This window comes from Micromonospora sp. DT227, from assembly GCF_049841835.1.
Taxonomy (GTDB): domain Bacteria; phylum Actinomycetota; class Actinomycetes; order Mycobacteriales; family Micromonosporaceae; genus Micromonospora.
This window is the reverse complement of sequence record NZ_JBNCLA010000003.1, coordinates 192,767-205,832: the sequence shown is the minus strand read 5'-3', so window position 1 is coordinate 205,832 and position 13,066 is coordinate 192,767. Positions and strand designations below refer to the sequence as shown.

General features: G+C 72.1%; 11 protein-coding genes. 5 read left to right on the top strand and 6 right to left on the bottom strand.

What is annotated here, in order from left to right:
• The first annotated feature begins 106 nt into the window (after positions 1–106).
• A complete protein-coding gene (locus ACLQ2W_RS13220; protein ID WP_425786641.1) occupies positions 107–1,858 on the top strand; it encodes an ABC transporter ATP-binding protein in 1,752 nt (583 codons plus the stop codon).
• Between the two features lie 208 nt (positions 1,859–2,066).
• Here ACLQ2W_RS13220 and ACLQ2W_RS13215 read toward each other — a convergent pair whose 3' ends face one another.
• Entirely contained in the window at positions 2,067–2,963 is an 897-nt protein-coding gene (locus ACLQ2W_RS13215) for a hypothetical protein (RefSeq protein WP_425786640.1), read from the bottom strand.
• A gap of 346 nt (positions 2,964–3,309) precedes the next feature.
• On the opposite strand from ACLQ2W_RS13215, the gene ACLQ2W_RS13210 reads away from it, so the two are divergent.
• The 3 genes from ACLQ2W_RS13210 (at position 3,310) to ACLQ2W_RS13200 (ending at position 9,889) form a co-directional block, all read left to right on the top strand.
• Positions 3,310–3,858 (top strand): hypothetical protein, encoded by a 549-nt coding sequence (locus ACLQ2W_RS13210; RefSeq protein ID WP_425786639.1) that lies wholly within the window; start codon positions 3,310–3,312, stop codon positions 3,856–3,858.
• Between the two features lie 87 nt (positions 3,859–3,945).
• Positions 3,946–8,361 carry a BREX system serine/threonine kinase PglW gene (pglW, locus tag ACLQ2W_RS13205; RefSeq protein WP_425786638.1) on the top strand — a complete coding sequence of 1,472 codons (4,416 nt, stop codon included), beginning with the start codon at positions 3,946–3,948 and terminating at the stop codon, positions 8,359–8,361.
• 502 nt (positions 8,362–8,863) lie between these two features.
• On the top strand, positions 8,864–9,889 hold the full coding sequence (locus tag ACLQ2W_RS13200; RefSeq protein WP_425786637.1) for a hypothetical protein: 1,026 nt from the start codon (positions 8,864–8,866) through the stop codon (positions 9,887–9,889).
• Here ACLQ2W_RS13200 and ACLQ2W_RS13195 read toward each other — a convergent pair.
• The 5 genes from ACLQ2W_RS13195 to ACLQ2W_RS13175 form a co-directional block, all read right to left on the bottom strand.
• On the bottom strand, positions 9,886–10,539 hold the full coding sequence (locus ACLQ2W_RS13195) for a hypothetical protein (RefSeq protein WP_425786636.1): 654 nt from the start codon (positions 10,537–10,539) through the stop codon (positions 9,886–9,888). The genes ACLQ2W_RS13200 and ACLQ2W_RS13195 overlap by 4 nt on opposite strands.
• An 18-nt stretch (positions 10,540–10,557) precedes the next feature.
• Complete coding sequence (locus ACLQ2W_RS13190; protein WP_425786635.1) at positions 10,558–10,854, bottom strand: hypothetical protein; 297 nt, start codon at positions 10,852–10,854, stop codon at positions 10,558–10,560.
• A gap of 79 nt (positions 10,855–10,933) precedes the next feature.
• Entirely contained in the window at positions 10,934–11,962 is a 1,029-nt protein-coding gene (locus ACLQ2W_RS13185) for an ADP-ribosylglycohydrolase family protein (RefSeq protein WP_425786633.1), read from the bottom strand.
• The gene (locus ACLQ2W_RS13180) at positions 11,907–12,230 is read right to left on the bottom strand and encodes a hypothetical protein (RefSeq protein WP_425786632.1); all 324 of its coding nucleotides are present in this window, start codon (positions 12,228–12,230) and stop codon (positions 11,907–11,909) included. Before ACLQ2W_RS13180 ends, ACLQ2W_RS13185 begins: the two co-directional genes overlap by 56 nt.
• A gap of 2 nt (positions 12,231–12,232) precedes the next feature.
• A complete protein-coding gene (locus ACLQ2W_RS13175; RefSeq protein WP_425786631.1) occupies positions 12,233–12,511 on the bottom strand; it encodes a DivIVA domain-containing protein in 279 nt (92 codons plus the stop codon).
• Between the two features lie 313 nt (positions 12,512–12,824).
• Between ACLQ2W_RS13175 and ACLQ2W_RS13170 the strand changes: the two genes are divergently transcribed.
• Positions 12,825–13,064: a winged helix-turn-helix domain-containing protein gene (locus ACLQ2W_RS13170; RefSeq protein ID WP_281941888.1), complete on the top strand. Its 240-nt coding sequence runs from the start codon at positions 12,825–12,827 to the stop codon at positions 13,062–13,064.
• The last annotated feature ends 2 nt before the right edge of the window (positions 13,065–13,066 follow it).

Here is a 13,066-nt window from a genome sequence, read left to right as displayed (position 1 = left end):
GCAGCCGATCCTGTTGTTCCCTCATGATGAGGTAACCTCAGCATCACCCCGACGAAGGAGCACCCCCTTGGATCGCATCCCCGACAGCCGCGGAGCCGGCCGAACCGTGTCCCCCACCGAGAAGGCCCAGGCCCGCGACGTGTCGCTACGCCGCATCGGTGGCCTCTTCACCGCCCACCGCGGCCCGCTCGCCGCCGTGGTGGCGATCATCGTGGCGTCGTCGATCATCGCGATGGCCTCGCCGTTCCTGCTGCGTACCGTGATCGACCGGGCCCTGCCCGACCGCGACCTGACGCTGCTGGCCTGGCTGGTCGCGGCCATGATCGCGGTGGCCGCCGTCACCGCCGTGCTCGGCGTCGTCCAGACCTGGATCTCCACCCGCGTCGGCCAGGAGGTCATGCACCGGCTGCGCACCGACGTCTTCGCCCACCTCCAGCGGCAGTCGATCGGCTTCTTCGTGCGCACCCGCACCGGCGAGGTGCAGTCGCGCATCACCAACGACATCGGCGGCATGCAGTCGGTGGTCACCTCCACCGCCACCTCCATCGCCGCCAACCTCACCACGGTGGTCGCCACCACCGTGGCCATGGTGGCGCTGAGCTGGCGACTCACGCTCGTCTCGGTGATCGTGCTGCCGCCCGCGCTCTGGCTCACCCGCCGCGTCGCCCGGCTGCGCCGGGAGATCACCGCCCGGCGCCAGCGCGAGCTGGCCGACCTCACCGTCACCATCGAGGAGGGGTTGTCGGTCAGCGGCGTCCGGCTGGCCAAGACGCTCGGCACCGGCGCGGCGCTTGTCGACCGGTTCACCGCCTCCTCGGCCCGCCTGGTCGACCTGGAGCTGCGCTCCGAACTGGCCGGCCGCTGGCGGATGGCCGCGATGACGGTGGTCTTCGCCGCCATCCCCGCCGTGATCTACCTCGGCGCCGGCCTGCCCGGCACCGCCGGCACGCTCACCATCGGCACGCTCGTCGCGTTCACCGCGTTGCAGGGCAACCTGTTCCGCCCGCTGATGGGCCTGCTCAACGTCGGCGTCACGCTGACCGCCTCGCTCGCGCTCTTCGCCCGCATCTTCGAGTACCTCGACCTGCCGGTCGAGGTCGCCGAGCCGGCCCGCCCGACGCCGCTGGACCCGGCCACGGTCCGCGGCCACCTGCGGGTCGAGGACGTCACGTTCAGCTACCCGGGGAGTGACACCGCCGCGCTGGCCGGCGTCACCCTGGACGTGCCGGCCGGCACCAGCCTGGCCCTGGTCGGCGAGACCGGCTCCGGCAAGAGCACGCTCGCCGCCCTGATCAGCCGCCTGCACGACCCGGACGCCGGCCGGATCACCATCGACGGCGTCGACCTGCGCGACCTGCGCCTGGCCGACCTGGCCGCCGTCGTCGGCGTGGTCAGCCAGGAGACGTACCTCCTGCACGCCACCGTGCGCGACAACCTGCGGTACGCCCGGCCGGACGCCACCGACGCCGACATCGAGGCCGCCGCGCGCGCCGCCCGCATCCACGACCTGATCGCCGCGCTGCCCGACGGGTACGACACCATGGTCGGCTCCCGTGGCCACCGCTTCTCCGGCGGCGAGCAGCAGCGCCTGGCCATCGCCCGCACACTGCTGCGCGACCCGCGGATCCTGGTGCTCGACGAGGCGACAAGCGCGCTGGACACCGAGACCGAGCGCGCGGTGCAGCGGGCCCTGGACGAGCTGGCCCGGGGCCGGACCGTGGTGACCATCGCGCACCGCCTCTCCACCGTGCGCGACGCCGACCGGATCGCCGTGCTCGACCACGGCCGCATCGTCGAGTCCGGCACCCACACCACCCTGCTCGACCACCAGGGCCGCTACGCCACCCTGGTCGGCTGACCCCACCCCGCGCACCCCGCGCACCCCGCGCACCCCGCGCAGCCCGCGGGCCCCGCGCGCCGATCTTGGAGTTGTGGCACCTCCGAAATCCCATCAAAGAGAACATTCCATGGCACCACAAGTCCAAGATCGGCGGAGGCGGAGGCGGAGGCGGGAGCGGGCGCGGGGGTGGGCGCGGGGGCGGGCGTGGGAGTGGCGGGGTGGTGGTTCAGGGGGTGGGTGGGGTCGGGTCGGTCGGCAAGGGCGGGTGGGGTCGCTGGTGGGGAGTTGGGCGTGGGGTTGGGGGAGGCAGCAGCGGCTCCAGCGGGGTGAACGCCTCCACCGGAGTGTCTGGGCGTGGCCCGCCCCGAGTCGCGGGACGACTCGCGTGTCTGGTCGGCCGCGTCGGGTCCATCCGGTCCGCCGGATCCCTGGGTGGGCGGCTCGCGTCCGGGTGCGGCCCGGACGGGGTGGACGGCGGGTCGTGCCGGTGGCGTTCCGCGGCGTACTCGGCGCGTCGGCGGGCCAGGTCGCGCTCGCACTCCAGCGCGATGCGCTGCTCCCAGTACGGCAGGAGCAGCCGGCGGACCCGTTCGTCCAGGTGCACCGTCACGTCGGGCTCGCAGGTGAACGTCACGGCGCCCCGCGCGTACGCCCAGGGTGGTGGATCGTGCTCGGCGAGCGCCGCGGTCAGCGCGGCGAGCAGGTCGCGCGGACGGTGCGGCGGCACCTCCGCCGCGCAGCGGACCGCCAGCCGGTGCAGCCGCTGCGTCGCCTGCGGCTGAAAATAGTCGACGTACCAGCCGAACAGTTCCGGCCGGGCGGTCTCCGACGACCAGGTGTAGGTGGCCCGGATCCCGAACACGTAGACCTGGCCCTGGGCCGGCACCACCAACTGCTCCGGTTGCCGCCGGTCGACGGTGGTCACCGGCGTCGCCGGCTCCTCGGTCCACCACAGGCGCCGCAGCGTGGGCTGCGCGCCGGCCCAGAACCGCCCAGCGCGCCGGCGCGTCGCGTCGCCGAGCGCGCGGGCCCGGCCGGCCCAGCGTCGCCGCCGGCCGTCGACAGGTGCGCCGGGCCCCGGTCGACGGCCGGCGGGGCCGGGGTCCGGTGGCATCGCCGTCATCGCACCCCTCTCCGCCGGACGGCAGCCGGCCGCCCGGCCGTCGTGGGCGGCGGGTCGGTCGGGTGAGGGGTGTCTCGGAGTCAACCTAACAACCGGGTACGGCGGGAGCCGGCAGCCGCGCGGACGGGTCGAGGCTCGTGTCCGTCCGATCGGACGACGTGTCGGGTAGTCCGATCGACGGGACTTGCCGCCAAGTCTGTTAACGTGCTCAATGCGGTCGGTCCCGTCAACGGGACCGACCGTCCAGAGCGGACGCTGATCTCAGGGTGATGTCTTGATTCCGCTACGTCGCGCTTCGTAGCGTGGGGCGCGCCCGCCGGGCCGGGCGCGGGGAGGGACTGAACGCATGGGCGTGGAAGCTCGCCGGGCCGCCGGACGGACCATCGAATTCCTCAGGTCGCTCGCGGAGCGGCAGTACGACCGGGTCTGGACCCCCGACTTCCTCACCCTCACCCCCGACGTGCAGGGTTTCGTGGTGTACCACCACGGTGGGCTGGTGCTGGTCTACGGCGCGGTGGTCCAGGGCGACCCGACCCGCTGGTTCTTCCAGATGGCGTGCGCGCCCGGCGCGGACGTCGCCGACATCTCCGGCGCGATGAACTGGGCGAACATCCGCAACCGGCTGGCTGACACCGGGCGCTACTACTGCGTGGTGAAGGCCGACCAGAGCGCCTGCCACGTGGTGTTCACGCTCGACGTGTGGAGTCCGCTGCTGGAGGACGTGACCGCGCCCGAGGCGCAGGCTGTCCGCGACCTGCTCGACGGCGCACTGGCGGTGAGTGTCCACAACGCGACCGCCGACTTCCGGGACCTGTCCGCGTACCTCCCGGCGGCCCGGCCGCTCAACCCGACCGAGGTGGACGCCTGGACGCTGTTCGCCTGCACGCAGGACTGACCGGTGATCCCAGGGCCGGCGGCCGCAGGCTCGCCGCCGCCAGCCGGCGGATCCGGGCCTGCCGGCTGGCGGCCTAGGATCTCCTGCATGCAGGAAGGCCGGTGGACGACGATCACCCCGTCGCAGTTCGCGCACGAGCGGGAGGCGCTGGCGTACGTCCAGGCGCTGCTGCCCGACACCGAGCCCTACCGCGCCTGGTCGAACTTCACCTTCACCGCCCCGACCGGGCACCCCTACGAGGTCGACCTGCTGGTCGCCGGCCCCGGCGGGCTCTACCTGATCGAGATCAAGAGCCTGACTGGCCGGCTGACCTCGAGCGGCTCCAACTGGATCCAGACCAGCCCGAGCCGCACCCGGACCTTCGACAACCCGCTGCACCTCGCCGACATGAAGGCCAAGAAGCTCAAGGGCCTGCTCCAGGCCGCCGCCGCCCGGCGCAGGGGCACGCCGATCAGGGTGCCGTTCGTGCAGGCGGCGGTCTTCCTGTCCAAGCCGGGCCTGCACGTCGAGCTCTCCGAACACCACCTGCACGGGGTCTACGGGCCCGAGCCGGCGCCCGGGCACCAGCCCGGCCCGTTGCCCGCGATCGGCTCGCTGCTGCAACGGCCGCCGCAGGACGAACGACAGCGGCTCGGCAAGGAGGTCTCCGCGGCGTTGCCGGGCCTGCTCGAAGCCGTGGGGGTGGCCCGCAGCCGCAAGCACTACCAGGTCGGGGCGTGGGAGCTGGAATCGCGGCCCTACGATCTCGGCCCCACCTGGCAGGATCATCACGCCCGCCACCGCGAGTTGGAGCGGGAGCACCGCCGCATCCGCATCTACCTGGTGGAGCGCAACGCCGTCCAAGCCGACCGGGCCAGCATCGAGCGGGCGGCCCGGCGCGAGATGACGGTGCTGCACGGCATCAACCACCCCGGCATCGTGCGGGTCGACTCGATGGAGTCGCACGAGGCAGGACCGGCGTTGATCTTCCGGCACGATCCCCGAGCCGTCCGGCTCGACCACTACGTCGCCCAGTACGGCGAGCGGCTCGACCCGCTGGCCCGGGTGGCGCTGGTCCGCCAGATCGCCGACGCCGTCGCCTACGCGCACCGGCGTCACCTCCACCACCGCGCGCTGTCGGCCCGCAGCGTGCTGGTCACGCCCGGCCGCAGGCGGCGCGGGGGCAGCGAGGAGGAGGCGTGGCTCACGCCGCAGTTGCAGCTCAGCGACTGGCAGGCCGCCACGCGCGCCGTGGACACCAGCGGCGGCAGCAGCGGCGACCCGGTCAGCATCTCCTCGCACGCCGCCGCGCACATCGAGCTGTCCGCGGAGGCATACCTCGCGCCCGAGCTGACCGCGCCGCGACCGGACCCGATCGCCATGGACGTGTTCGGTCTGGGCGCGCTCGCCTACCTGATCCTCACCGGCCAGCCGCCCGCCGCCAAGCGGCAGGAGTTGCTGTCGCGGCTGGCCCGCGACAACGGCCTGCGTCCCTCGTCGGTGACCGACGGGATCAGCGAGTTCGCCGACGATCTGATCCAGGCGGCCACCGCCCCGGTGCCCGCGCAACGCCTCACCACTGTCGCCGACTTCGTCGAGATGCTCGAAGAGGTCGAGAACGAGCTGACCGCCCCGCCGCCGTCGACGCATCCGGACGAGCCGGAGCCGGCGGAGACCGATCCGCTGGAGGCACGCGGCGGGGACCGGGTCGGGGAGTGGACGATCAGGAAGCGGCTGGGCACCGGCTCGACCTGCCGCGCGTTCCTCGCCCACAACGGGCGCACCGGCCGGGACGAGGTGCTCAAGGTCGGCCTATCCGACGAGAAGGCCGCCCGGCTCGCCCACGAGGCGAAGGTGCTCCGCCCGCTCACCGACTCCCGGATCATCCGGCTGGCGAGGCCGGAGCCGCTGCGGATCGCCGAGCGCACCGTGGTCGTGCTGGAGCACGCCGGCGAGTTGACGCTGGCCCGCAAGCTCCGCGACGAGGGCCGGCTCACCGTCGACGAGCTGGAGACCTACAGCGACTACCTGTTCGGCGCGCTCGACTACCTGGAGGGCGAGGGCGTCTACCACCGCGACATCAAGCCGGACAACATCGCCGTCCGGGTCCGGCCCAACCGGACCCGCCAGCTCGTGCTCTTCGACTTCTCGCTGGCCGGGGTCTCGGTCAAGGAACTCGCCGCAGGCACCCCCCGCTACCTGGACCCGTTCCTCGGCACCGCGAACCGGCAGGTCTACGACAAGCACGCCGAGTGGTACGCCCTCGCCGTCACGCTGCACGAGATGGCCTCCGGCGAGCTGCCGGTCTGGGGTGACGGCGGCACCGAACCGCAGCTCACCGAGGGCCCTCCAGTGCTGGCGGCGGAGGCGTTCGACCCGGCGGTGCGCGACGGCCTGGTCGAGTTCCTCCACCAGGCTCTGCACCGCGACCACCGCCGGCGCTTCGGCTCGCTGAAGGACATGCGCGACGCCTGGCAGCAGGTGTTCCGCCGGTCCGACGCCAGCACCCCGGTCGGCTCGGAGCACCCGGAGACCGAGGCCGAGGAGCCGGACGAGCAGGTCGCCGAGCAGATCCGCGAGGAGGCGGCGGCGCGGGCCACCCGGGCGACCGCGCTGGAGGCCGCCGGGCTCACCCCGCGGGCGGTGTCCGCCGCGCACCGGGTCGACGCCACGACCGTCGGCGAGTTGCTCGCGGTCGGCAACAACACCTTCGCCACGCTCCCCGGTCTGGGCGCCAAGACGCGCAAGGAGTTGCAGCGCCGGGTCAAGGAGTGGCGTAGCCGGCTGGGGGAGCGGGAAACCATCCCGACCTCATCGGCCGCCCGCCGGGCCGCCAGCGTCGAGGCCGCCACCGAGACCACGGCCGGCGACACCGACCCCGTACGCGTCGGTCTGGACGCCATCGCCACGCTGCTCGTGCCCGCCCGCACCAGCCGCAACACCGCCGAGGCCGAGGCGACGCGCCTGCTGCTGAATCTGCCCGACGACACCGGCGCGCTGCCCGCGCTGCCGCTCTGGCCGCGGCAGCCGCTGGTCGCCGCAGCCGTCGGGGTGACCCCCGGCCGGATCGCGCAGATCCTCGGCAAGCAGCGCAAGCGCTGGCACGAGCTGCCGGTGGTGCGCAGTGTGCGTACCCAGATCGTTGAGCTGCTGCGCGACGACGGCCGGGTGATGGGCGTCGCCGAGCTGGCCGCGGCGCTGCTGACCAGCCGCGGCTCGGTGCGCACCGGCGACGCGCTGCGGCTCGCGGTCGCGGTCGCCGCCGTGCGGGCGGCCGTCGAGATCGACGCGATCGAGGAGGAGCCGCGCCTGCTGCTGCGCCGGCACGCCCGCACCGACGTCGACGGCAGGCCGCACCCGCGCGGCGACCGCCTGCTCCTCGCGCTGGAGGCCGGGGAGGACGACGCGCCGGACACGCCAGCCGCGCCGGCGCTGCTCGACTACGCCGACGCGCTCGGCGAGGCCGCCGACCGGCTCGCCGCGAGTGACGTGCTGCCCAGCGCCGCGACGGTGATGCGTACCCTCGCCACGGTGACCGCGCCCGGCGGCGCGGCCGACGTCATCGACGAGCGGCGGCGGGTCCTGCTCGCCGCGGTGGCCTCGGAGCGTGCCGCCGCCACTGCGCGGCTGGAGCTCTACCCGCGCGACCTCGACCCGGTGCGGGCGCTGCGGCTCGCCCAGGCCGGCGTGGTGCCCCCGGCGTCGGACAACCAGCGGGCCCTGAGTCCGGAGCTGGTGCAGCAGCGGGTGTCGGCGCGTTTCCCCGAGCTGGCGCCGCTGCCGACGGACCGGAGGCTGGACCGCCTGCTGGCCGAGGCGGGCTTCGAGCTGCGCCGGGACCGCGACCGGTTCCTCCCGCCGCCACCCCGAGCGGGCTCGTCATCCATGTCGATCATCCAGCGGCGTCCGTCGGCGAGCACCGTGCCGAGCCGGTGGGCCGCCGAGTCGCCCGAGCTGGCCGAGGCGATGCGGGCCGAGGAGCGCCTGACCGGGGCCAGGTCCGCCGGTGGGTTCCGGGCCCTGACGGTACGCCTCAACCGCTACGCGCCGGCCCGGGAGGAGCTGGTCCGCCGCTTCGACGCCCGCCCGGTCAGTGTGGCCGAGGAGTTCGTGCGGGAGCTTCGCGGTCTGGTCGACGCCCGACCGAAACCCACCTGGGAGACCGTGGTCGGGGCCGACAACGCGCCGGAGAACTCGCGGGCCGCCATCAAGCTCGGCGAGTACGTCGAACAGGCGTGGCAGCTCGTCGTGCCGCTCCTGCGCGCGCGGTTGAGCGTGGACGCCGGGCCGGTGCTGCTGCACGACGCGGCGGTGCTGGCCCGCTACCGGGCGATGGAGCGGCTGCACGAGCTGGCGGACGCGGCGCGCGCCGGGGCGGGCGGCGTGTGGGTGCTCTGCCCGATGGACGACCCGGCGCTGCTGCCGAAGCTGGACGGCACTGTGGTGCGGGTGGGCGACAACGAGTGGATCGCGCTGCCGGAGGCATGGGTCGTCAACGCCCACCGCAGCGCGGCAGTCGCGTGAGACTGTCCTGTCCGAGCTGTCGGCGCGTCGTCCATCGCTTCGATGTCCGACGGCGGTCCCGGCGGCGGCACCCAGTCAACCGATCGGGGCGTTCCTCTCGCTGAGACGTCGTGGCAAACTCGCTGTCACCACAGCCTCACTCCTGGAGGAAGCCGGGTGAGATCATGGCTTCTGTTGATCATCATCTCCCGGCTGCCGTTCACCTGGTTCGGATACCGGCTGCAACTTCGCGGCCTGCCGAACGAACGTCCTCGGTTCGTTTATCGCTGCCAAGCCGCTGGCTGTCCCTGGGTCAGCCGCCTGCTGCGCGTGGACGACGCCAGCGTCAGGTGTGCGCAGCATCCGGGAGTAGGAGTGCAAAAGGTCTACGTGAGGCTGTATTCGTGCGGCGGCTGCTCGCAGACGCTGGTCTATCCGCATGACTTCGATGCTGATGAGAGCCGACATGTAGGCCCCGGCCAGCATGACCCTCGGCCCCTGCGTACCCAGTGAGGTGTGAGACATGTGGTTGGGAACCCTGTTCACCCCGACCGCGGCGAGCTTCGGTCGCCTGCTGATCGTCGGCCTGCTTCCGAACGCCATCCTGGTGGCCTACGTCTGGGTTCTCGTGACGACCGGTGCCTTCACCAGCACCGGTCCGTTGGTGTTTCCTGAGGCGCTTGCGCGGATCAGGTTCAAGACGGACGCGGGCGGGCTGCTGGTGTTCGTGCTCCTGGTGGTCACGTTGACCGTGGTGATTCAGCCGTTTCAGATTCGGCTCGTCCGAATGCTCGAGGGCTATTGGGCTGGCTGGCTGGGAGCTTTTCCCACTCGCCTCGCCACTGCGGTCCACAGCCGGCGACGGGAGAGGCTGCGTGAGGTGGCGAACCTCTCCGAACCGGAGGTCAACGATGCCGAACTCGCCCGCATGCCGATAGCCGCGCAGGTCCGAGCGCAGCGGCGAGCGCGGAAACTCGAAGCCCGGTCGGAGCGCGCCGAGGCGAAGCTCATGTCGTACCCGCCGCCCATGGAGCCAGTACTGCCCACGATGCTCGGCAACACCCTTCGGCGGAACGAACGGGTAGCGGGTGAGCGCTACGCGTTGGACACGCTCAGGACCTGGCCCCGCCTCTATCCGCTGCTGAGCAAGAAGGTCGCGGACGCGTTCGACTCGGACAGCGACGGCGTGGACGCCTCCGCCAACCTGGCGGTCACCTTCCTGGTCATGGCCGCGCTGGGGTTTGTGGCCTTCGCCAACGATGGATGGATGCGGCTGGTCCCCGCCGCTCTGCTGGTGCTCGCTGTCGCCGCCTACCGAGCCGCAATCGCGGCAGCGGGCGATCAGGGCCTGGTGATGTCGGTCGCCTACGATCTGCACCGCTTCGATCTCATCGAAAGTCTTCACCTCGGTCTTCCCGCGACCCCGAAGAACGAGGCGGCCCGGAACAATCAGTTGTCCCTCTTCTTCGCGGTCAGCGACAGCAAGCCAGATCCGCCGTCCGCGAAGGACGAGCTGAAGCTGTTCTACGTGCACCCGAGGGGCGACTAGCTTCGGCGGAGTTCCAGTGCTCCGCCCAAGCTGATCAGCCGCACCTCAAGGTCGTGGCTTCCGGTGTCGGGCAGCTCGCGCCGACCCGACTCGCGGACGAGAAGTAGTGGCCCGGCTGGCGGCCGGGCCAGGATCCGCCACTCGCGGGGAACGTCGACCACCACCCGCCCGCCGAAGGTGACCGCGGTGAGAACGGGCTGTCCCTGAGGCTGCGAGCCGAGCATGTCCACTCGAATCTCGCCGAGGACCACGACCGCACGTAGCTGCCCGCGCAGGGCGTTCAGTGCGGCGACGCGTCCGGTCCACATCACCCGGGTCCACGGGTGTTCGTCCTGCACGGCCGACGCCGCCAGGGCGACGGCGCCCACGAACACCACCGCGATGGTGATGTTGGTTGCCTGGGCCAGGGTTACGGCTGGTCGCAGTGCCACGATGGCCGCGATCGTGGCCAGGATGCCCGGGCCGATGTAGGCGACGGCCGAGCGGGTCAGCGCTCGTCCGAGGTTCACCAGGGCGAGAGCCGCCAAGGCGTATGGCCCGAACTCGGTGAACGTGGCCCACGCGAGTGCGAAGCGCTCGACCGGGTCGAAGATCAGGTAGCTGGTGGTGACAAGGCCGATCAACCCCAGCCAGAGACGTATTTGCTTCACGGTGCTGTTCGCGGACTCCTAGGAGGATCCGGACACGCGCTTGTAGGTGCACTTCACCGAGACGGCGTGACGCTCGTCGTCCCGCACGAGCAGGACACCGGCATCGGGCAGCAGATCAAGCTGGAAGGTGGCCTCGAGCCCGTCGAGCGTCCAACCCTGACCAGGATGGGGCCCGGCGTCGAGCCGGGCAGCCAACCTGTCGCTGATCAGGGCTATCGCGGTCGCGAGTTCATCCACCCGAGAGCCGTCGGCGGCATCTCGCGTCGACAGTGCCCCGGGGCTGTCCGGTGGCTGGACCTCGACGGTTAGTTCCATGGGACCCTTCATACCTCTTCCGAGCCGTGCACGGCAGTGCTCGGTGGACCGACGCGGGGGTTGAGTGACGTCAGATGGGTCACCAGCCGGGATACCGGTCCCACCAGTGGGGATCAGTGGCGGCGGTGTACTCGGTGCCCGACGGTCCGTCCACGAACTCGGTGACGAGGTCGCGGGCCAGCACGTCAGCGACCCAGGCCAGCTCCAGCCGGGAGACCCACGCGACCGGAAGGGCGTCGACGCCGTGCGCGGCGCCGAGGAACGCTCCGACGGTGGCGGCCACATGCCTGCCGTAGGGAGCGGACGCGGCGAACAGCAGGGCGTCGCCCAGTTGTTCCCGGTCGGGGAACGAGAGGGCGACGTAGACGGCTCCGGCCAGCGCCGAGGCGGCCCGGGCATCCGGGCAGAGCTGCGTCAGAGCCGCCGGCTGGCGTGGACTGTCGCGCGCCGCATGCACCGCCAGGGAGAGCGGCACGCCGGTCATGACCTGAACGAGGGACTGACATTCCCGCTGGGCCCGTTCCGTCGCCTCTTCGACGTTCCGGCCCGCGACGATGTTGCCGATCAGCGTGGCGCCGAGCGCGGCGGCGTCGGCCGCCTCCTGGCCGTGCGTGGTAGCCGCGACCTCTGCGGCGAAGCGGCCGAGCTCCGGCCCCCACCACTGGATGAGCCCGGCCGGCAGGGTACGGGTGAGCCCGTGTGCTCCGGTGCTGGTCCAGGTGCGTCCGTCCGGCTGCAGGATCGGCTGTGCCTGGAGCGCGGACACGGTGGCCGGGGCGGAACCGCGCCGTTTTCCGAGGGCCGGCACCTGGGCGAGCCAGCCGTCCGGCCAGTCTTCCTCCCGCCAGCGTTCGATGCCGGGGATGCCCTGCATCGCGGCCCACCTGGTGTAGGCGTGCCACACCACGCTGGGTGGGTGACAGATGCCCTTGTGCGCGCCCCGGACGTTGGCACGGATGATGCCGTCGATGGTGAAGCAGGCGAGCTGCCCGGCGCTGGTGGCGCGCAGCGTCCCGCCGGCCGGCACGGTCCCGCCGGTCGCACCGATCGCGTCACCGAGCACGCACCCCCGAGCCGTCGCGAGCTGCTCCGCCGTCACCCTGGTCATTCCGAGCAGCATAGGGGCGGGTGACGCGAGCCCGGCTCGGCGTCGGGATGTCGACAGGTGGGCGGAGGCCGGCGAGCTGGACGAAGATCTCGCGCTTCGCGGTGGCGAGGCCATGACGGTCGAGGACGTAGCCGGTCAGCCAGATCCAGCCGAGGTGGGTCAGCTCGGGGCCGACCGAGACGACCCGGAACGTCAGGGCGCGGTCGCCGCCGAACTGCACCGAGGCGCGGCCGTCGACCCGCAGCAGGTCACCCGGTTGCGGGCGCACCGCTACCAGTGACCCTGGTTCGGTGGGCGGCACTCGCGGGCATGCATGGCCTGCCAGTCGCGCAGGGCCCGCTTCAGCCGCTCGTTCTCCACGGTCAGCCGGTGGATCTGCCGGTGCAGGTCGGTCAACTCGTCGGCGACCTCGGCCTGGAACGCGCGTACCTGCTCGTTGTCGACGCCACGACGACGCGGGTCGAACGCGCGGGTCCGCGCCTCGCGCGGGGTCATCCGGGCCGGCAGTCCGGTCCCGTAGAGCTGGCCGGAGCGATACACCTCGGTCACGTCGGTCCTTTCGCGGGCAGGCGGAAGCGCGGAGGGTCGGTGCGGTGGGTCTGGAAGGGCGGGCCGTCCGCGGCCGGCGTGCGGACGGCCCGCCCGCTCCGCCGCCGCAGCCCGGATCGGCGGTACGGAGGCGGAGCGCATCGGTGGGTCGGGACGGGCACGCGCACCCGCCCCGACCGGGGGAATGAGCCGAACTCGTTGCCACGCGAGGACCGGCTCCACTCCAACATAACTAGGGAACACAGGGAAGTCAAAGCGCATTGCTAAGACATTTGGGTTGTGATCGAATTCGGGTTGCCACGCGAGGAGTGCCATGCCCGAATCAGCCGAGTACCTCCGCATCGCTGACGACGTGATGTCTGACGTCAAGTCAGGGAAGTTCAAGCCCGGCGATCGACTGCCGTCGGTCGCGCAGACCCGCGCGGACTATGGCGTCAGCTACGGAACAGTGCAACTGGCCTATGTTCGCCTCGAAGCGCTGAGGGTGATCCGACGCCAGCAGGGCAAGGGCGTCTTCGTGACGGACCCGAAGACCTGGATGAGAGAGCCGTAACC